Origin of the sequence: Comamonas sp. GB3 AK4-5, assembly GCF_041320665.1 — a bacterium.
In the GTDB taxonomy this organism is placed as follows: domain Bacteria; phylum Pseudomonadota; class Gammaproteobacteria; order Burkholderiales; family Burkholderiaceae_C; genus Comamonas.
The window spans coordinates 4298652-4318829 of record NZ_CP166730.1 but is presented as its reverse complement, the minus strand read 5'-3'; the positions used below and the strand labels follow the sequence as shown (position 1 = coordinate 4318829).

Below are 20178 nucleotides of genomic sequence, written 5' to 3'. Positions count from 1 at the left end.
CCGTTGCTTCGGGGCGGCCCTTGCGTGGTGCCCCGGCCTGGTCTGCGCCAGTTTTATGCGCTGTGGGCTGCGCCAGATCCTTGGGGAACTGACATGATTTCTGTGAGAAAACTTCAGAAAAACTACGGCAAGAAAACCGTGCTGGCCGGTATCAGCACTGCTTTTCCCGCCCGGAAGGTGAGTGCCCTGATAGGCCCCAATGGGGCTGGAAAGTCCACCTTGCTGATGCTGATGGCAAGGCTGCAGACGCCCGATGCCGGCGAGGTCTTGCTGGAGGGGCGCAGCGTGGCAGGCATGCGGCCGGCCGAATACGCCCGCCATGTGGCCACCTTGCGCCAGTCGCCTGGTTTGAATATGCGGCTGACGGTGGAAGAACTGGTGGCTTTCGGCCGCTTTCCGCACAGCCGTGGCGCCATGACGGCGCAGGACCAGCGTGCGGTGGACGAGGCCATTGCCTTTCTATCGCTTGCGCCGCTGCGCCAAGCCTCTATCGACGAGATCAGCGGGGGCCAGCGCCAGATGGCGTTTCTGGCCATGACCATGGCCCAGCAGACCGATGTGCTGCTGCTGGACGAGCCCCTGAACAACCTCGACATCAAACACGCCGCGCAAATCATGCAGGCCCTGCGCCGTCTGTGTGACGAGCAGGGACGCACCGTGATTCTGGTGATTCACGACATCAACTTTGCCGCCAATTACGCCGACCACATCGTGGCCTTGAAGGGTGGAGCTCTGTGCTTCAGCGGCCCGGCCCGGGAGGTGGTGACCGAGGCGCACATGCGTGCGCTGTACGGGGTGGACTTCGAGATCACGCGCCACGCCCGTGGCTGTTTCTGCAACTATTTCATTCCTCCAGAAAGCGCATATGACACTACAGCGTAGAGCATGGCTGCGGGCCGCCGTGGGCGTGGCTGCAGCAGCCACCTTGGCGGCCTGCGGCCCGCAGTCGGCAGACCGTGGCAGCCAGGCCGAGGCCGCGCCGGCCGCGGCACCCATTACCGTGCAGCACCAGCTGGGCACCACGGTGATCGCCCAGTGCCCGCAGCGGGTGGCGGCGCTGGAGATGAATGAGGTGGACTTTCTGGACCAGCTCGGCATTCCGGTGGCGGGCATGGTCAAGGACTATGTGCCCCATTTCTTGTCGAAGTACCGCAGCGACGCTGCCGTGCAGGACCTGGGGGCCATCGTCCAACCCAATCTGGAGCGCGTGCATGCCCTGCGCCCCGACCTGATTCTGATCACGCCGCTGCAGGCCAATCACTACCAGGAGTTGACAGAGATCGCGCCCACGCTGCACTTTGATGTGGACTTCAAAAACAGCCAGCGTCGCCACATCGATGTGGTCAAGGCGCATTTGCTGACCCTGGGCCGCATCTTCGACAAGGATGCGCTGGCCCGTGAGAAGGTGGCAGCGCTGGAGGCCCAGATACAGCAGGCGAAAAGCGTGACCGCGGGGCGCCCGGAAAAGGCCTTGATCGTGCTGCACAACAACGGCGCCTTCAGCGCCTTCGGTGTGCAGTCCCGCTACGGCTTTGTCTTCAGCGATCTGGGCGTGCAGCCGGCCAGCTCCGCAGTGGAAGCCAGCTTGCATGGTCAGCCCATCTCCAGCGAATTCATACAGCAGGCCAATCCCGATATTCTGTATGTGGTGGACCGCACCGCCGTCATGGAGCGCCGCCCCGTGATGAATGCCGACAGCCTGGCCAACCCGTTGCTGCGCCAGACCAATGCCTGGAAGAACGGCCGCGTGGTCTTCGTCGATGCGGACGCCTGGTACACCACCGGTGCCAGTCCCACCGCACTCAGGCTGTTGATAGACGACGTCATCAAGGGCTACCAGGGCTGACGGCCCTGAACTTTTCGCCGATCTCCTTTCTGATCCCTCAACCACAACACCCGGTATTTCTCGCTTGGTAGCCAGGTCTACAGCCTAGCCAAAAGCTTTTATTCGACGGGGTGTTCGTGGAGCGCTGCGCGCATGCCCCAAGGCATGCCGTGCTGCGGCCGCGACCCCGCGTTATTCGCCCCTGACTCCAAAGGAACCTGGCATGGCCCACCGTTATTCATCCTCTCGCAGCGCCCGCTTCGCACCGCTGCATCCACCGTTTGCACGCAAGCGCAGCGCGTTCATTCCCATGGCCTTGCTGCTGGGCCTGGCCACGCAGCCGCAGGCCTGGGCCGAAGAAGGCAGCGCCGCTGCCCTGCCCCAGGTCACGGTGAAAGAGCAGGCCGCAGGGCCAACCTCGGCCTATGCAGGCGGCCAGGTCACCTCGGGTGGCCGCGTCGGTCTGCTGGGGGACAAGGACTTCATGGAGACCCCGTTCAACACCGTGGGCTATACGGAGCAATTCATTGAAGACCGCCAGGCCCAGAGCATCACCGATGTGATTGCCGCTACCGACCCCACGGTGTTCAGCAACGGCGCCTCCGGTGCCTGGAGCGAGAACTATGCGATTCGGGGCTTTGCCTCCGGTGCCAGCGATATGACTTTCGGTGGCCTGTTTGGCATGGCGCCGTATTACCGGACCACGCCCGAGATGTTCGAGCGCATCGAGGTGCTCAAAGGCCCGTCGGCCCTGCTCAATGGCATGCCGCCCGGAGGCTCGGTAGGCGGCACGGTGAACCTGGTGCCCAAGCGCGCCGGAAAGGATCCGCTGACCCGCATCACGGCCACCTATATGTCGGATGCCCAGTTCGGCACCCATCTGGACCTGGGCCGGCGTTTTGGTGAGGCGCGGCAGTTCGGCATACGCTTCAACGGTGTGTACCGCGATGGTGATGGCGCCGTGGGTGCGCAGCAGAAAAAGGCACAGCTGGCAGCGCTGGGCCTGGACTGGCGTGGTGATCGCGTGCGCATCTCGGCTGACCTTTACAGCAGCGACGACCGTGTCAACGGTGTGACCCGGGGCATAGGCCTGGCGCCCGGTGTGGGCGTGCCCAAGCCACCCAGGCCCGATACCTTGCTCAACCCCGACTGGTCCTATGCCGAGACCAAGGACAAGGCCGCCGTGCTGCGCGGCGAGTTCGATATCAGCGACAGCGTGAGCGCCTATGCGGCTTTCGGCTTCAGCGAGTCGGACTACCAGTACAACGGCGCCATGTCGTCGCAGGTGCTCAATGCCGCAGGTGACTTCGAGACCAAGATGGGGCAGTTGGCCTTCAACGTCAAAAAACAATCCGGTGAGGTGGGTCTCAAGGGCAGGCTCTACACCGGCAGCGTCAAGCACCAGTGGGCGCTGAACGCCACGCATTACGCGCACAAGCAAAACGACTACGGCCGCCGCACCGTGCCCGGTGCGGACTGGACCACCAACATCTACCATCCCCAGTGGGGACCCGCACCGGCATTCGTGGGTCCGCATATCTCCGAAACCGAGGTGCGTCTGACCAGCTATGGCCTGGCAGACACGCTGTCGTTTGCGCAAGACAGGGTGCAGCTGACGCTGGGGGTGCGCTACCAGCAGGTGGTCAGCGATTCGCTCAACGCCATGAACGGCGTGCGCGCTCCCCGCTACAACGAGAGCGCCACCACGCCAGCCGTGGCACTGCTGGTCAAGGCCACAGAGAAAATGTCGCTGTATGCCAATTACATCGAAGGCCTGAGCCAGGGTGCCAGGGCACCGTTGACGGCAGCCAATGCCAACGATGTCTTTCCCCCCTACAAGACCAAGCAAAAAGAACTGGGCATGAAGCTGGACCTGGGGGAGTTTGCCCACACCTTCAGCTTGTACGAGATCACACGCCCCAGCAGCTATACCGACCCGGTGAGCAATCTCTTTTCTTTTGGTGGCGAGCAGCGCAACCGCGGGGTGGAATGGGGCTTTTTTGGCTCGCCCCTGCGCGGCGTGCGGCTGATGGGGGGCGTGGCCTATGTGCAGCCCAAGGTCACCAAGACCACGGTGGCAGGGGCCCAGGGCAAGATGGCCACGGGTGTGCCCAAACTACAGGGAAAGCTGGGCGCGGAGTGGGACATGCCGGCCGTGCCGGGGTTGACGCTGAACGCCAATGCCACGGCAGTCTCCAAGCAGTACATCAGCGCAGACAACGGCCTGTGGGCCTCGGGACGCACCACCTATGACCTGGGCGCGCGCTATGCCACCCGCGTTGCCGGCAAGCCCGTGCTGCTGCGGGCCACGCTGCTGAACGTCACCAACAAGGCCTATTGGGGCCAGCCCCTGCTGTCCAGCCTGGCGCTGGGCGCACCGCGCACATTGGCGCTGTCGGCATCGGTGGACTTTTAAGCGCTGGTCTTCGGCAGTGCCACATCGTGTGGCGCTGTCGAAGACTAGACCCTATCAGGCCGCGCCGCCGGAGCCGCGTACCCCCGATGAGGGCAGGGGCAGCTCCAGCATGGCGCAGGCCACGGCCTCACCCACCTTGATGCCATCCACGCCGGCCGACAAAATGCCGCCGGCATAGCTGGCGCCTTCACCGGCAGGGTAGAGGCCACGCGTGTTTTCGCTCTGGAAGTCGGCGCCACGGCCGATCTTCACCGGCGAAGAGGTGCGCGTTTCCACGCCGGTCAGCACGGCGTCATGCATGTCGTAGTCATGCATCTTCTTGCCAAAGGCGGGCAGGGCTTCGCGCATGGCTTCGATGGCATAGGCCGGCAGAGCATGGTGCAGATTGGTCAGGTGGATGCCGGGCTTGTATGAGGGCTCCACCTTGCCAAAGGCCGTGGAGGCCTTGCCTGCGACAAAGTCACCCACCAACTGTCCCGGTGCGCTGTAGTCGCGCCCGCCCAGCAAAAAGGCCTTGGACTCCAGCTGGCGCTGAAAGACGATGCCCGACAGCGGATGGAATTCACCATCCTGCAGGTCTTCCACCCCATAGGTCTTGCCGTCAAACGCCCAGGCAAAGCTCTTGGCATCACGGGGGTAGTCCTCTGGGCTAATGGCGCAGACCATGCCGGCATTGGCATTGCGCTCGGCGCGCGAATACTGGCTCATGCCATTGGTGACCACGCGCTCGGGCTCGCTGGTGGCAGCCACCACGGTGCCGCCCGGGCACATGCAAAAGCTGTAGACGGCGCGGCCATTGGCCGCGTGGTGGACCAGCTTGTAATCGGCGGCGCCCAGCAGGGGGTGGCCGGCATGCCGGCCCCAGCGGGCCTGGTCGATCACGCTTTGCGGGTGCTCGATGCGAAAACCCACCGAGAAGGGCTTGGCCTCCATGGCCACGCCGCGCTCGTAGAACATGGCAAAGCTGTCGCGCGCGCTGTGGCCCAGGGCCATCACGGCATGGCGGGTGGGCAGCTGGTAGTGCGCGCCCGTGGCCTGGTCCTGCACCTGCAGACCGACCAGCTGGCGCGCTTCGCCAGTGCCTTCGATCTGCACATCGGTCACGCGCTGGGAAAAGCGGATCTCGCCGCCCAGGCGGATGATTTCCTCGCGCATGCCCTCCACCACCTTCACCAGCTTGAAGGTGCCGATATGGGGGTGGGCCGCGTAGAGGATTTCTTCGGGTGCGCCGTGCTGCACAAACTCCGTCATCACCTTGCGGCTCAGGTGGCGCGGGTCCTTGATCTGGCTGTAGAGCTTGCCGTCCGAGAAGGTGCCAGCCCCGCCTTCGCCAAACTGCACATTCGATTCGGGCGTCAGCTCGCGCTGGCGCCACAGGCGCCAGGTGTCTTTGGTGCGTTCGCGCACCTGTTTGCCGCGCTCCAGCACGATGGGCTTGAAGCCCATTTGCGCCAGCACCAGGGCCGCAAAAATGCCGCAGGGGCCAAAGCCCACCACCACCGGGCGTTCGCCCTCGGCCAGGGCAGGCGCCAGCCCCACGGGCTTCCAGGCCATGTCGGGCGTGGGGCCCACATGGGCCTGATCGGCAAAGCGCTCCAGCAGCGCGGTTTCCTGCCCAGGGTCGGTCAGTGTGATGTCGACGATATAGACCGCCAGCAGCGCGCTCTTGCGGGCGTCAAAGCTGCGCTTGTGCACCTGCAGCTGGGCGATGTCGGCGGGGGCGATTTCCAGGCGCTCGGCCGCCAGCTGCGTGAGCTTGGCCGTGGGGATGTATTCGCTGTGGTTTTCGGGGTGGTAGCCCACCTGCGAGAGAGGGAGTTTGAGTTCTGCAATCCGGATCATGGCTTGTACCTATCAAGCAAGGGCAGGCATGGTAGCGTGCCGGAAGCGATTGCAGCGGGCGTGGCCCTGGCATCCATATGGCGTCATCGGGTACCCGGGGTGGCCATACCGTGGAGAGCGAGGGTGGCGGGGCCTCTGGACTGGTGGGCCACCTTGTGCATGGCCCACCCCACAAAGGCCTGGACTCCGCCCGGTCCAGGCCCTGGGCATCAGCGCTTGAGCGCCAGCAGCACCTCGTCGAGCATTTTTTTGGCGTCGCCAAACAGCATGCGGTTGTTGTCCTTGTAGAACAGCGGGTTGTCGACGCCGGCATAGCCCGAGGCCATGGAGCGCTTCATCACGATGGACTGCTTGGCCTTCCACACTTCCAGCACGGGCATGCCGGCGATGGGGCTGCTGGGGTCATCCTGGGCCGCAGGGTTGACGATGTCGTTGGCGCCGATGACCATGGCTACGTCGGCCTGGGGGAAGTCTTCGTTGATCTCGTCCATCTCCATCACGATGTCATAGGGCACCTTGGCCTCGGCCAGCAGCACATTCATATGACCCGGCATGCGGCCCGCCACGGGGTGGATGGCAAAGCGCACGTTCACGCCCTTGTCGCGCAGGGTGCGGGTGATGTCGTTGACCGTGTGCTGTGCCTGGGCCACCGCCATGCCGTAGCCGGGCACGATGATGACGCTCTTGGCGTCGCGCAGCAGCTCGGCGGTTTCTGCCGCGCTGATGGGCGTGACTTCGCCCTGGGGCTCGCTGGCGGCAGCGTCGCCGCTCTTCTTCTTGGCCGTGGTGCCGGAGCCAAAGCCGCCCGCGATCACGCTGATGAAGTTGCGGTTCATGGCCTGGCACATGATGTAGGAGAGGATGGCGCCCGAGGAACCCACCAGAGCGCCGGTGACGATCAACAGGTCGTTGCTCAGCATAAAGCCCGTGGCGGCAGCAGCCCAGCCGGAGTAGCTGTTGAGCATGGAGACCACGACGGGCATATCGGCGCCGCCGATGGCCATGACCATGTGCACGCCAAACAGCAGGGCGATGGTGGTCATCACCGCCAGTGGCAGCATGCCTTGCTCCACGGTTTCGGCCTGCAAAAATGCGCGGCCGAACCAGATCACCACCAGCAGTGCCAGCAGATTCAGCCAGTGGCGCGCAGGCAGCAGCAGGGGCTTGCCCCCGATCTTGCCGTTGAGCTTGCCAAAGGCAATCAGGGAGCCGGAGAAGGTCACGGCACCAATCAGGATGCCGATATAGATCTCCACCTCATGGATGGTTTTTTCCACGCCTTGCAGCTGGTGCGAGGTGTCGGCGTAGCTGGCAAAACCCACCAGGCAGGCGGCCAGACCGACCAGGCTGTGCATCAAGGCCACCAGTTCGGGCATCTGGGTCATCTTCACGACCTTGGCGGCATACAGGCCTATGCCACCACCGAGAACCAGGGCCGTGACGATCCAGGCGACGCCACTGGGGCCGACATGGGGGCCGAATACCGTGGCCAGCACGGCCAGGGCCATGCCAACCATGCCGAACAGATTGCCGCGGCGCGAGGTTTCGGGATTGGACAGTCCACCCAGGCTGAGGATGAACAAAATAGCGGCGCCCAGATAGGCCACCGTTGCGAGACTTTGGGACATGGTGCTCTCTCTTACGCGTTCTTCTTATTTGCGGAACATGGCCAGCATGCGGCGTGTGACGGCAAAGCCGCCGAACATATTGACGGCGGTGAGCACCAGTGCGGCAAAGGCCAACCAGCGGATCAGCGTGTCAGGGCGGCCATCCAGGCCCGTCTCCGGCGGGGCAATCTGCACCAGTGCGCCGATGGCGATGATGCTGGAGATGGCATTGGTCACGCTCATCAGCGGTGTGTGCAGGGCCGGTGTCACATTCCACACCACCATGTAGCCGATGAAGCAGGCCAGCACAAAGACCGTGAAGTGGCCCAGGAAGGCGGCAGGTGCATAGGCGCCTATGAACCAGAAGGCCAAGGCCGCCACGGCAAAAATGATGGTCAAGGTCTTGGCGGGCAGCGGTCCTGTAGCGCCATGGCCATGTCCGCCTTTTTTCTGCTCCATGGGCGCGGCCGCAGGCTTGGGGGCGGGCTTGGGCGCTTGCGCAATAGGCGGTGCGGGCCAGGTGATGGCACCGTCCTTGACCACCGTCAGGCCGCGGATGGCATCGTCTTCCATATTGACCAAGGCCAGGCCATCCTTGGCCTTGCACAGCTCCTCCGTCAGGCGCAGCAGGTTGGTGGCGTACAGCGTGGACGACTGCTTGGCCAGGCGCGAGGCCAGGTCGGTGTAGCCGATGATCGTCACGCCATGGCGCTCCACGGCCTCGCCGGGCACGGTCAGCTCGCAGTTGCCGCCTTGTTCGGCGGCCATGTCCACGATCACGCTGCCGGGCTTCATGCTCTGCACCATCTCGGCCGTGATCAGCTTGGGCGCGGGCTTGCCGGGGATCAGGGCGGTGGTGATGATGATGTCCACCTCCCGGGCCTGCTGGGCATACATCTGGCGCTGCGCGGCCTGAAAGCCTTCGCTCATGACCTTGGCGTAGCCGCCACCGCCCGAGCCTTCTTCCTCGTAGTCGACCTTGACGAATTCGCCGCCCAGCGAGACCACCTGGTCGGCCACTTCGGCGCGGGTGTCATTGGCGCGCACGATGGCGCCCAGGCTGGCTGCCGTGCCGATGGCCGACAGGCCGGCCACACCGGCACCGGCGATGAAGACCTTGGCCGGCGGCACCTTGCCTGCAGCCGTGATCTGGCCGTTGAAATAGCGGCCAAAGGCATTGGCGGCCTCGATCACGGCGCGGTAGCCGGAGACGCCCGCCATGGAGGTCAGCGCATCCATTTTCTGGGCGCGTGAGAGCGTGCGTGGCAGCGCGTCGATGGCCAGCACGGTCACCTTCTTGGCCGCCAGTTGCTGCATCAGCTCGGGGTTTTGTGCGGGCCAGATGAAGTCGATCAGGATCTGGCCCTCACGCATCCACGCGACTTCTTCGCTGGAGGGCGAGCGCACCTTGAAGACGATGTCGGCTGCGGCCCAGACGGCGGCCGCATCGGGCAGCACCTGGGCGCCGGCGGCGCGGTAGGTGTCGTCGCTGAAGTTGGCGGCGGCGCCTGCGCCGGATTCGATGCACACCTCAAAGCCCAGTTTGATGAGCTTTTCGACCACATCGGGGACGGTGGCCACGCGTTTTTCCAGCGCAAAGGTTTCTCTGGGGACGCCAATGCGTTGGGCGCCAGTGCGCTGCGGCGCTTGGCTGGGGTTGCTAGACATGGGAGAAGTCTCCGGGAGTTTTGAAATCGATTCGGCGGCTCACAGCATTCTGGCGGTCACTGCTGTGGAGAGAAGGGTGTTTGGACTTGATGGGGCGCAAAGCCCCGCCACACGGCGAGGCTTGCTGCTCTGATAAGGGTGCGTTTTTATCAATCCGTACGCATAAGTGCACCACGGAGAACCCTTAGAGCGTGTTCTTACGCCCAGTTTGAAGGCTGAGGTCCATAAGTTTCTGATTTTGGTTCAGCAATGCGCAAGTCATGAATGGAGGGCTGGGAACTGCATGTCTGCGGAGCATTTGGGGTATGCACAGCGTCTGTGCCTCAGTGTCGTGAAAATTTGTCGGCGTGCACGTTTGTTGGAGACAGCCTACGACACCTTGCCTGCGTATCATCTGCGGCGGCCAACTGGCCCCCATTTTTTTTCAGATTGCAGCCATCGTGCCATTTCGCTCTTCTTCCTCCACCGGTGCGGCGCGCACCGCGACACAGGCATTGGTCCAGCACCCCCTGCTGGGTATTGGTCTGCTGGTGCTGTCGATGTGGGTGCTGTCCTGTCTGGACGCCAGTGGCAAATGGATGATGGGGGTGGGCGTGCCGCTGCTGGTGCTGTCGTGGTTTCGCTACGCCGTGCACCTGGTGCTGGTGTTGGCCCTGGTGCTGCCGCAACGCGGCCTGGCGGTGCTGCGCAGCAGGCGCCCGCGCGAACAGGTGGCGCGCGGCCTGTCCATGCTGCTGGCCACGCTGATGTTTTTCACCACGCTGAGCTATCTGCACCAGGCCGAGGCCACGGCCATCAATTTTCTGGCGCCGCTGCTGGTGCTGGCGCTGGCCCCCTGGTTGCTCAAGGAGCCGCCGCGCCTGTCGCGCTGGCTGGCCTGCGCCGTGGCGTTTGCGGGAGTGCTGCTCATCATCCGCCCCGGTGGCGGCTTGCATCCGCTGGGTGTGGTGTTCGGTCTGCTGACGGCCTGTTGCATTGCAGCCCAGTTCATCACCACACGGCGGGTGGCAGCGGATGACGCTTTCACCTCGCTGATCTGGAGTGGCGCTGTGGGCACGCTGGGCTTGACGCTGACCCTGCCTTTTGCCTGGTCTGAAGCGCTGCCCGTGCTGCGCGGTCTGTCGCCGCTGGAATGGGCCCTGCTGCTGTCCATGGGGCTGACCGGAGCCCTGGGCCATTTGCTGCAGATTGCGGCCTACCGCAGCGCGGGGGCGTCCACGCTGGCGCCATTTGTGTATTTGCAGATCATCAGCGCCACCACGGTGGGCTGGTTGTTCTGGGGGCATTTCCCCGATGCGCTGACCTGGCTGGGCATTGGCGTGATCTGCGCCAGCGGGGTCACGGTGGGGCTGCTGGAATGGTGGCGCAGCCAGCGCCGCGGCGCTTAGATCACCAGCCGCGAATGGCCTATGCCGCCGCCTTTTTCCACGCGGATCTGGGCAGGGATGCGTTCCTTGAGCGCTTCCACATGGCTGATGATGCCAATCATCTTGCCGCTGGCATTCAGCGCATCCAGTGCGGCCAGGGCCACTTCCAGGGTGTCGCCATCCAGGGTGCCAAAGCCTTCGTCCAGGAACAACGAGTCGATCGAGGTCTTGTGGCTCACCAGGTCGGACAGGGCCAGCGCCAGGGCCAGGCTGACCAGAAAGGCCTCTCCGCCCGAGAGCGTGCGCGTGTCGCGTGCCACATCGCCCTGCCAGCGGTCCACGATGTCCAGCTCCAGCTCGCCCGTGGGCTTGCGGCGCAGCAGATAGCGGCCATGCAGGCGTGCCAGATGCTGGTTGGCCAGGTGCAGCAAATGGTCCAGCGTCAGCCCCTGGGCGAACTTGCGGAACTTGTCGCCCTGGGCCGAACCGATCAGCGCATTCAGCCGTTGCCACAGCTCGCTGTCCTGTTGCTGTGCGGCGATCTGTGCCAGCAAGGCCTGCTGGCCTTGGCGGTAGCGGTCATCGTCCTGCAGGCGGGCGCGGGCTGCGCCCAGTTGCTCGGTCTGGGCGGCACGCTGGGCTTCCAACTCCTGTAGCCGGGTTTGCATGGCGTCCTGGGGGGCATCGGTCAGCGCCTGGGCTTGCAACTGGGCCTGCTGTGCGTGGGCTTGCTCCAGCAAGGCCGTGGCGCGCTGCAGGCTGGCAGCCAGTTGCTGCTGCAGCTGCTGCAAGCGGGTGCGCTCGGCCTCGGGCAGACAGGCGTGCAAAAAGGCCTCTGCGTCAGCAAAGGGGCTGGCGTCCAGGGCCTGCTGCCATGCGGCCTGGGCCTGTGCGGCGGCGGCTTGCTCGGTGTTTGCCGTGGCCTGGGCCTGGCTGATCTGGCCTTGCAGCTGGGCCAGTTGCTGGGCCTGCTCGGTCATCGCCTGGATGCAGTCGGCCAGCGTGGCAGGCAGCGCGCCCGTGGAGGCCGTACTGGCCGGGAAGGCGCTGCTGCGCTGCTGCCACTGTGCGGCCTCGCGCAAGGCCTGCTCGCAGGCCTGCTGCTGCAGCGCCAGCTGGGGGGCCAGTTGCTGCAGCGCTTGCACGCTGGTTTGCCAGCGCTGCCATTCCTGCTGGCGCGCCTCCAGCCAGCTTGCGCTGTCGGCCGGCGCGGGCGGGAGATGGCCGCTGTCGGCCAGGCTGGTTTCCAACTGCGTGTGCAGCGCAGCGAGCGCGTCGCTGTGCTGCTGCAGCGCTTGTTGCTGTTGCCGGGCGTGTGCTTGCAGCTCGCCCAGGCTTTGTTGCAGGCTGCTGTGCTGGTGGGCCGCGCTTTGCTGCGCCTGGGTGGCCTGGTAGTGGGCCGCCGTGGTGTTTTGCACGGCACGCTCACCATCCTCGGCCTGTTGCAGCGCGGTCTGCAGCGCGGCTTGTTCGGCCTTGGCCTGCTGCAGCGCAGAGGCCAGGGGGGCGGGCTGCTGCCAGTCCGATGCGCTTGCATCTTCTGGCTGCAGCGCTTGCCATTGCAGGGCGCTGTGTTCGCTGGCGGCCTGCAGTTGCTGGTGCTGCTCCTGCTGCGTGCTGTGCCGCTCTTGCGCTGTAGCCAGGGCGGCCTTGCCGTTTTCCCCTTGCTCCTTCAGTTGCTCCAGTTCGGTCTCGGCGGCCTGCAGTGCGGTTTCCGTGGCCGAGACATCCAGGGCCTGGTAGGCCGCAATGGCAGGGTGTTCCAGTGCGCCGCACAGCGGGCAGGCCTCGCCGGGCTGCAGGGCGTGGCGGTGGGCCTCCAGGCTTTGGATGCGCTGCTCCTGCTGGAGCAGCTGGCGCTTGTCGGCCACCACGGAGCGCTGTGCGCTGTAGCGCTGGCGCAGCGCGCCCAGCGCGTCATGTTGCTGGGCGATGGCCGCTGCGCCGGCTTCCAGGGCCAAGGCCTGCTGCCTCAGTTGCTGGGCCTGCTCACGCCGGGTGGCAGCCAGCTCGCACAGCTGCTGGCGGCGCGCCACATCGGCTTGCGCGTTTTGCCAGCGCTGGCGCAAGGCGGCCAGCGATGCTTCGCCGCTGTGCCGTGCCAGCAGGGTTTGCTGTGCGCTTCGGGCGTCTTGCAGTGTCTGGTCGGCCGTTTGCTGGGCCTGGGTGGCGGCTTGCAGCTGTTGCTGTTGGGCGTCAAGGTCTGCTTGCAGTCTTGTGGCATCAGCTGCCAGTTGCCGGGCTGCAGTCTGCTGCTCGGCCTGGCCTTGCTGCAGTTGCTGGCGCTGCTGCAGCTGTGCGCGCCAGCTGCCCAGCTGCTCGCCCAGCTGGCCATGGTCAGCATGCTGCTGCTGGTAGGTCTGGTGTTTGCTGATGTTGGCTTGCAGGGCTGCCAGCCGCTGCTGGGCCGCAGCGGCCTCGGCCTCGGTCAGCTGCGCGGCATGGTGGTGTAAACCAGCCTGTAGCGCTTGTGTGGAGCGCTGCTTGTGCTGCAGATTTTGTAGTGCATCCAGCTGCTGGGCATGCGCGGCCTGGCGTTGCTGCCAGCTGTTGTGCAGCGGCTGCAGGCTTTGGGCGGGTGCATCCAGCGCCAGGCGTTGCAGTGCGGCTTGGGCATCATCCTGGGCCTGGCGGGCCTGCTGCTCGGACAGGGTGGCTTGCGCCACGGCCTGGGTGGCCTGTGCGCATTGCTGCAGCCATTGCAGCTGGGTCTGGGTTTGGCGGCAGGCGTCCTGGGTGGTGGTGAGCTCCTGCTGCAACTGCTGGCTGCCGGCCTCCAGGGCCGCGCGGTCTTCGGGGGCCAGCAGTTGCACGCCGTCGGCCTGGGCCTGGGCGCGCTCCAGCGCCTGGCGGGCATCGCGGGCGCGTTCGAACACGGCCTGTGAAATCTGGCCGTAAATCTCGGTGCCGGTGAGCTCTTCCAGCAGCTCGGCGCGGTCATTGGCGCCGGCGTTCAAAAACGCGGCAAAGCCGCCCTGGGCCAGCAGCATGGACTTGGTGAAGCGCGCAAAGTCCAGGCCGGTGAGGGCGGCAATGCGTTCCAGCTTGTCCCGGCTGTGGGTGGCCAAAATGGTGGCCTGGCCATCAGGGCCGGTGATTTCGGCCAGCTCCACCTTGGGGGGCTGCAGTGCCCCGTCGGGCCTGGCGTGGGCACGGCGCTGGCTCCAGAAGGCGCGGTAGCTGCGGCCCTGGGATTCAAACTCCACCTCGGCCAGGCAGTCGGCCGTATGGCGGGTCATCAAATCGTTCTGGCTGGCGCTGATGGCGGACAGCCGTGGCGTCTGGTGGTACAGCGCCAGGCAGATGGCGTCCAGCAGCGTGGACTTGCCGGCGCCCGTGGGGCCGGTGATGGCAAACAGGCCGTTGTCGGCCAGCGGGCCGGAGCTGAAATCCACGCTCCATTCCCCGGCCAGCGAGTTCAGATTCTTCAGACGCAGGCGCAGTATCTTCATACCGCATCCTCCTGGCCCTGCAGGCTGTGCAGCACGGCGCGGTAGCGTTCGCTCAAGGCTTGCTGCTGGGCGTCATCCAGCTGCTCCTGGGCCAGGCGGCGGGCAAACACATCGTGGGGGCCCAGCTCCTGCAAAGAGACGCCGGCATCGGCCTCCAACTGGGGGGCGGCGCTGCCGCGCTGGCGCTTGATGCGCAGCACCTCCAGCGGCAGGCCCTGGGTCATGGCGTCCAGGCGGGCGGCCAGGTCGGGCAGGTAGTCGTCCTGGACGACGGTGATTTCCAGCCAGGCCGGGCAGGTCGCACTGGCCTGGCTGGCGGCCTCTTGCAAGGCGGCGGGCAGGCTCTCCAGCGTGCCGCGCAGGCTGAACAGCGACTGGAACACTGGCACGGGCAGTGAGGTGACGGCCTGCAGCCCCTGCGCGTTCACATCCACCAGCAGCACCTGCTTGGTTTGGCGCGCCTCATCAAAGCCCAGGGCAATGGGCGAGCCGCAGTAGCGTATATGTTCCAGCCCCCCCACTTTTTGCGGCTGGTGGATATGGCCCAGGGCGATGTAGTCGGCAGCAGGGAAGGCCTTGGTGGGAAAGGCCTCCAGCGCGCCCACATAGATTTCGCGCACCGACTCATTGCTGCTGGCACCCACCGTGGTCAGGTGGCCGGTGGCAATGATGGGCAGGCGCTGGCCCGTGGACTGCTCCAGCGCGGCCTGGCGTGCCTGGGCGGCGGCATAGACCTGGGCATAGGTCTCCTGAATGGCAGTTTGCAGGGCCAGCTGCTTGTCTTGTGCACTCTGGCCGGCCTGGCTGAGCAGCACATCGCGGGGGCGAATAAAGGGCAGGGCGCAGACGATGCAGCCCGGCGCGCCGTCGGCACCGTCTGCATGGCGGCGCTGCGGCAGCACCACCACATGCTGCACGGCCGCGCCGGTGCTGGCGATCACCGTGGTGTGCAGATGCTGCAGCAGCGGCAGGCTTTCGCCCAGCACGCTGACGGAATCATGGTTGCCCCCCAGCAGCAGCAAGGCCACGCCGGCGCCGTGCAGGCGGGCAATGAGCTGGTGGTAGAGCTCGCGTGCATAGCTGGGAGGAGCGCCGGTGTCGAAGATGTCGCCGGCAATCAGCACGGCATCCACGGCCTGGGCGTGCACCTGCTCCAGCAGCCAGGCTATCAGCGCTGCATGTTCGCTCTGGCGGCTGTGGCCCATGAAATGCTGGCCCAGATGCCAGTCGGAGGTGTGAAGAATGCGCATGCGGGAAGCGGAAAAAAGAGGGCTGCTGCACCCGGGCGGGTGTGACCGCCATGGTAGCGGTCTCTACGGGCGTGCGGGCCGCTCTGCACCGCAGCCAGAGGCGCACATGCGGTTACTTCGCTTACGCCATGGGCTGTTTATGAACAGGGCTTGCTGGCATGGTGAAGGCCATCGGGGCTCGCTGCCCCGCTCATCAAAGGATAGCGTTATGCGTAAGCAACGACTGCTGGCATGGGCCGGTGCCCTGGCCGTCTGCTGGATGTTGACCGGTTGCATCATTGCACCGCCCCATGGGCATGATCACGGCCACTATGACGGGGACCGTCGGCCACCGCCAGGGCAGCGGTATTGAGATCGTGAACACGTTCTGAGGTGCTGGTGCATGGCCGCCGGGCGTGAATCGATGCCGGGCCAGCGCCTGCAGCAGGCCAAAAAAATCCCGCCATGCAGGCGGGAAGAAGATGCGGGTGCTATGAAAAGCGAAGCTGTCAATGCAGATATTGCCTGCGTTGGCAGGCAATATCTGTGGATAAAGAGCCGCTTCAGGCCGTGGCGTCATCCGCCTCGGCCAGGAAACCACCGCTTTGGTGGGCCCAGAGCTTGGCGTAGATGCCGCCCTTGGCCAGCAGTTGCTGGTGGGTGCCTTCTTCGACGATATGGCCCTGGTCCATGACGATGAGCCTGTCCATGGCCGCAATGGTGGAGAGGCGGTGGGCAATGGCGATCACCGTCTTGCCGTGCATGAGGCCGTCCAGGCTTTGCTGGATGGCGGCTTCCACCTCGCTGTCCAGGGCGCTGGTGGCTTCGTCCAGCAGCAGGATGGGCGCGTCTTTCAGCATCACGCGGGCAATGGCCACGCGCTGGCGCTGGCCGCCCGAGAGCTTGACGCCGCGCTCGCCCACCTGGGCGTCATAGCCGCTGCGGCCCTTGAGGTCGGTCAGCGTGTCAATGAAGTCCGAGGCCTCGGCCTTGTGGGCGGCGGCGCGCATTTCTTCTTCGCTGGCATCGGGCCTGCCGTAGAGGATGTTGTCGCGCATGGAGCGGTGCAAGAGCGAGGTGTCTTGCGTGACCATGCCGATGGCGCTGCGCAGGCTGTCCTGTGTCACGGCGCGGATGTCCTGGCCATCGATGGTGATGCGCCCGCCCTGCGCCTCGTGAAAGCGCAGCAGCAGATTGACCAGGGTGGACTTGCCCGCACCCGAGCGGCCGATCAGGCCGATGCGCTCGCCGGGGCGGATGTGCAGGTTCAGCTGATCGATCACCTGCTTGCCACCGTCCTTGTAGCCAAAGCGCAGGTCTTCAAAGGCGATGGCGCCCTGGGTGACCTGCAGCGGCTGGGCGTTGGGTGCATCGACGATGGTGCGGGGCTTGGTCAGCGTGGTGATGCCGTCCTGGATGGTGCCCACGTTCTCGAACAGGCCCGTCATTTGCCACATCACCCAGTGGGAATAGCCCATCAGGCGCAGCGCCATGGCAATCACGGCCGCCACCACGCCGGCAGAGGCCTGGCCCTGGGTCCACAGATACAGCGCCGTGCCGCCGCTGCCCAGCAGCAGCAGGGCAATCATCAGGTGGTTGGCGATCTCGAACTGGCTGACCAGGCGCATCTGCGCATAGCCCGTGGTCTTGAAGGCCTCCATGGCGTTGCGGGCGTATTCGGCCTCGCGGCGCGTATGGGCGAAGAGCTTGACGGTGGCGATATTGGTGTAGGCATCGGTCACGCGGCCCGTCATCATGGAGCGCGCATCGGCCTGGTCCTTGCCTATCTTGCCCAGGCGCGGCACAAAGTAGCAACAGGCCGCCGTGTACGCGGCAAACCACAGCGCAAACGGAATCATCATGCGCCACTCGAAGCTGGCGGCCAGAATCAGAATGCCGATCATGTAGACGCCCACGCCCACCAGCACGTCCACCACCATGAACAGCACTTCACGCACCGACAGCGCGGTCTGCATGATCTTGGTGGTGATGCGGCCGGCAAACTCGTCGGCATAGAACGACATGCTCTGGCCCAGCATCAGCTTGTGAAACACCCAGCGCAGCCGCATGGGAAAGTTGATGGCCAGCACCTGGTGCATGACGATGGTGTGCAAGGCCAGCAGCAGGCCGCTGCCCAGCAAGATACCGGCAATGCCCAGCACCGTGCCCTGTTGCTCGGCCCAGAAATTGCTGGGCGAGACCGTACCCAGCCAATCCACCACGCGGCCCATGATGGCAAACAGCAAAGCCTCGTACACGGACAGCAGGGCCGAGGTCAGCGTGAGCAGCGCAATCCAGCCGCGCATGCCCCGGGTGCAAACCCAGATAAAGGCAAAAAAGCCCTGGGGTGGCACGGGGGGCTCTGTGGCCGGATAGGGGGAAATTTGTTTTTCGAATAAACCAAACACGATGCAGGACTCCTTGGCCTGTCTATGGTAGATGGAGCGCCTCGGCGCAGGCGCCGGCCTCAAGATGCCCGGGCAGCGGCAGGGGATTCCGCCCGCCATCTTCCGCACTGCTGCGGTCCATGCCCAGACGCACACCGCTGTTTCCCGCTGTCTATACTGCGCCGCGCGGCGCCGCAAACAGGTGGCGCTGGAAAAACCTTGGAACAAGAAAGCAGGTAGTGCGTGCGAAAAAACGGGCAGAGCAAGCCATCACAGTGGCTGGGTTGGAGCATCTGGTTGGGCTGTGGCGCGCTGGCGCTTTCGGCCCAGGCCCAACCCGCTGAAGCCGGGGCTGTGACCCAGATTCAGGTGTTGCAGGACATTCCATCGGGCCTGTGGGAGCTGCGCAGCCGCACCGAACCGGCTTCGTCTGATGAGGCGCCGGAGCAGGGCTGCATCACCCCGCAGGCCATTACCCGTGATCTGCAGGAGCTGGTGGAGACGGTCCAGTCCGGGCAGATCTGCAGCGTACAGCTACCTGTGAACACGGCCACCGAAGGGAAGCTGGAGCTGCGCTGCCATCGGGATGGGAAAGATTCTCTGCCGGCGGTGATGACCTTCACCAGGCCCGCCAAGGAGCGCCTGCATGCAGAGTCTCAGCTGCAGATGGGGGCCACTGGCCCCCGCATGCTGCTGGTGCAGGACTACCGTTATTTGGGGGGATGTAATCCCCCCTGAGCCGCTTTGCGGCTTCCCCCCAGGGGGACGACAGCCTCGCTGCGGGGCGGCCCTTGCTCGCTGTCTGCTGGCCTGGGTAGCGCCAGTTTTGTGTGGCTAGGGCCAGCATCAGCCCTCGCAATATCACAGAACTCCCCGCGGGAGATGCATGCTGACTCTCAAGTGGACAACAGCCGCAGCGTGCGGGTGCCTGGCTTGGGCTGCGCCAGTTTTTTGAAGCGTTTAAAACGTGATGACCTTGTCGGCGGCCATGATCCAGTCACCCAGCTCGGGCAGCGTGCCTATCGATACGCCCTCAATCAGCGTCAGCTCGGCCAGGCCACGCGCCAGTGCGCAGGTGCGGCACAGGCGAATGTGGGTGCCGGCCGCGATCAGCTGTTCCACCTGGGCCTGCAGGCCGCTGCCGGCACCATCGTGTTGGTGGGGCAGGCCAACGACGGTGGCATCCGACATCAGGAACAGCTTGACTTCGGGCGCGTCGTCGCGCCCGGACAGGGTGTTGGCCACGCGCAGGGCGGACAGACAACGCTCGCTGCCATAGGGCGCGGCGTGGACGATGAAGACGATTTTTTGTGCCATGGGTTTGTCTCGCGGCGCCGGCATTCCATAAGATCGTGAACACGTTTTAAGGGACGGCGCAAAAAAAGCCGCTGAATCAGCGGCTGGTCAGTGTAGAGGACATGTGCATGCGCTCTTGGGCCGTCATGCGAGGTAGGTTGCTGCCATGTCCTTGCTGCCATGCCCTGCTGTCAGGGCGCGCTCAAAGCGCCGCAGCCCTGCTTGTGCCGTATCCAATTGCACCCCGGCTTGTTCCGCAGCCTCCATGACCAGGCGCGCGTCCTTGGCCGCATTGGCAATGGAAAAACTGGTGCTGTAGTTCTCGGCCAGCATGGCAGCAGCCTTGGCCTGGAAATAACCGCTGTCCATGGGGCCGCTGGCGACCACATCCACCACCAGGGCCGGGTCCACTCCCAAGGCCTTTGCCAAGGCCAGGCTTTCCGCCAGCCCGTGGGTCAAGGCAAAGGCCCAGCTGTTGAGCGCCAGCTTCAGGCGGCTGCTGGCTCCTGCTTGCTCCGCCACCCACAGGGTGCGCTTGCCAATGGCATCGAAGACTGGCTGCACGGCGCTGCGCTGTGTCAGGGGGCCGGATGCCAGGATGATCAGCTGCGCCAGTTCTGCAGGCTGGCGCGTTCCCTGTACCGGTGCGTCGTAAAACACCAGGCCTTGTTGCCTGGCCTGTTCGGCCAGCATGGCGATGGCCTCCATGCCAACGGTACTGGCCTGCAGCCAGATGGCGCCTTGGCGCACGGCGGGTGCGGCAGCCTGCATGGCGCTGTGGACGCTGGCGCCATCGTTGAGCACGGTCATGATGATGTCTGCATTGCGCACGGCATCTTGCGGGTGGTGGAATGCCTGAACACCGTCTATGGCCAGCGCCTGTGCTTTGGAAGGTGTGCGATTCCAGGCATGTACAGCAAAGCCGCGCTTGCGCAGATTGCGGGCCATGGGGGCGCCGATAAGACCCGTGCCGAGCACGGCGATGGTGGGTTGCTGGTCTTGCTGCATAGGAGCTCCTGGTTTTTGTGGAATGATCGTTCCAGAAATGGGTGAAGAAAAACCGAAACCTGCGTATACGCCATGTTTCGG

13 protein-coding genes are annotated in these 20178 nt (G+C 64.9%); 5 read left to right on the top strand and 8 right to left on the bottom strand.

Going from position 1 to position 20178, the window contains the following annotated elements:
* Positions 1-93: 93 nt before the first annotated feature.
* From ACA027_RS19285 to ACA027_RS19275, 3 genes are all read left to right on the top strand, one after another.
* Positions 94-882 carry an ABC transporter ATP-binding protein gene (locus tag ACA027_RS19285; protein ID WP_370679802.1) on the top strand — a complete coding sequence of 263 codons (789 nt, stop codon included), beginning with the start codon at positions 94-96 and terminating at the stop codon, positions 880-882.
* Complete coding sequence (locus ACA027_RS19280) at positions 866-1846, top strand: siderophore ABC transporter substrate-binding protein (protein ID WP_370679801.1); 981 nt, start codon at positions 866-868, stop codon at positions 1844-1846. Before ACA027_RS19285 ends, ACA027_RS19280 begins: the two co-directional genes overlap by 17 nt.
* A 202-nt stretch (positions 1847-2048) precedes the next feature.
* The gene (locus ACA027_RS19275; protein WP_370679800.1) at positions 2049-4241 is read left to right on the top strand and encodes a TonB-dependent receptor; all 2193 of its coding nucleotides are present in this window, start codon (positions 2049-2051) and stop codon (positions 4239-4241) included.
* A gap of 54 nt (positions 4242-4295) precedes the next feature.
* Here ACA027_RS19275 and ACA027_RS19270 read toward each other — a convergent pair whose 3' ends face one another.
* From ACA027_RS19270 to ACA027_RS19260, 3 genes are all read right to left on the bottom strand, one after another.
* On the bottom strand, positions 4296-6083 hold the full coding sequence (locus tag ACA027_RS19270) for an NAD(P)/FAD-dependent oxidoreductase (protein ID WP_370679799.1): 1788 nt from the start codon (positions 6081-6083) through the stop codon (positions 4296-4298).
* Between the two features lie 209 nt (positions 6084-6292).
* Positions 6293-7711 carry a Re/Si-specific NAD(P)(+) transhydrogenase subunit beta gene (pntB, locus tag ACA027_RS19265; RefSeq protein WP_370679798.1) on the bottom strand — a complete coding sequence of 473 codons (1419 nt, stop codon included), beginning with the start codon at positions 7709-7711 and terminating at the stop codon, positions 6293-6295.
* A gap of 24 nt (positions 7712-7735) precedes the next feature.
* Positions 7736-9358, bottom strand: a complete 1623-nt coding sequence (locus tag ACA027_RS19260) for a Re/Si-specific NAD(P)(+) transhydrogenase subunit alpha (protein WP_370679797.1) — start codon at positions 9356-9358, stop codon at positions 7736-7738.
* A 494-nt stretch (positions 9359-9852) separates the two neighbouring features.
* Here ACA027_RS19260 and ACA027_RS19255 point away from each other — a divergent pair, with 494 nt between their 5' ends.
* Positions 9853-10746, top strand: a complete 894-nt coding sequence (locus ACA027_RS19255) for a DMT family transporter (protein WP_370682631.1) — start codon at positions 9853-9855, stop codon at positions 10744-10746.
* Here ACA027_RS19255 and ACA027_RS19250 read toward each other — a convergent pair.
* From ACA027_RS19250 to ACA027_RS19240, 3 genes are all read right to left on the bottom strand, one after another.
* A complete protein-coding gene (locus ACA027_RS19250; RefSeq protein WP_370679796.1) occupies positions 10743-14177 on the bottom strand; it encodes an AAA family ATPase in 3435 nt (1144 codons plus the stop codon). The two genes, ACA027_RS19255 and ACA027_RS19250, sit on opposite strands and share 4 nt — an antisense overlap.
* A complete protein-coding gene (gene sbcD, locus ACA027_RS19245) occupies positions 14174-15427 on the bottom strand; it encodes an exonuclease subunit SbcD (protein WP_370679795.1) in 1254 nt (417 codons plus the stop codon). Before sbcD ends, ACA027_RS19250 begins: the two co-directional genes overlap by 4 nt.
* 542 nt (positions 15428-15969) lie before the next feature.
* Positions 15970-17814 (bottom strand): ABC transporter ATP-binding protein, encoded by a 1845-nt coding sequence (locus ACA027_RS19240; protein WP_370679794.1) that lies wholly within the window; start codon positions 17812-17814, stop codon positions 15970-15972.
* A gap of 222 nt (positions 17815-18036) precedes the next feature.
* On the opposite strand from ACA027_RS19240, the gene ACA027_RS19235 reads away from it, so the two are divergent.
* Positions 18037-18531 carry a DUF3617 family protein gene (locus ACA027_RS19235; RefSeq protein ID WP_370679793.1) on the top strand — a complete coding sequence of 165 codons (495 nt, stop codon included), beginning with the start codon at positions 18037-18039 and terminating at the stop codon, positions 18529-18531.
* 222 nt (positions 18532-18753) lie between these two features.
* Here the strand turns inward: ACA027_RS19235 and ACA027_RS19230 are convergent, their stop codons facing one another.
* Together ACA027_RS19230 and ACA027_RS19225 are read right to left on the bottom strand one after the other, a co-directional pair.
* On the bottom strand, positions 18754-19110 hold the full coding sequence (locus ACA027_RS19230) for a DsrE/DsrF/TusD sulfur relay family protein (protein ID WP_370679792.1): 357 nt from the start codon (positions 19108-19110) through the stop codon (positions 18754-18756).
* Between the two features lie 123 nt (positions 19111-19233).
* Positions 19234-20097 carry an NAD(P)-dependent oxidoreductase gene (locus tag ACA027_RS19225; RefSeq protein WP_370679791.1) on the bottom strand — a complete coding sequence of 288 codons (864 nt, stop codon included), beginning with the start codon at positions 20095-20097 and terminating at the stop codon, positions 19234-19236.
* Between the last annotated feature and the right edge of the window lie 81 nt (positions 20098-20178).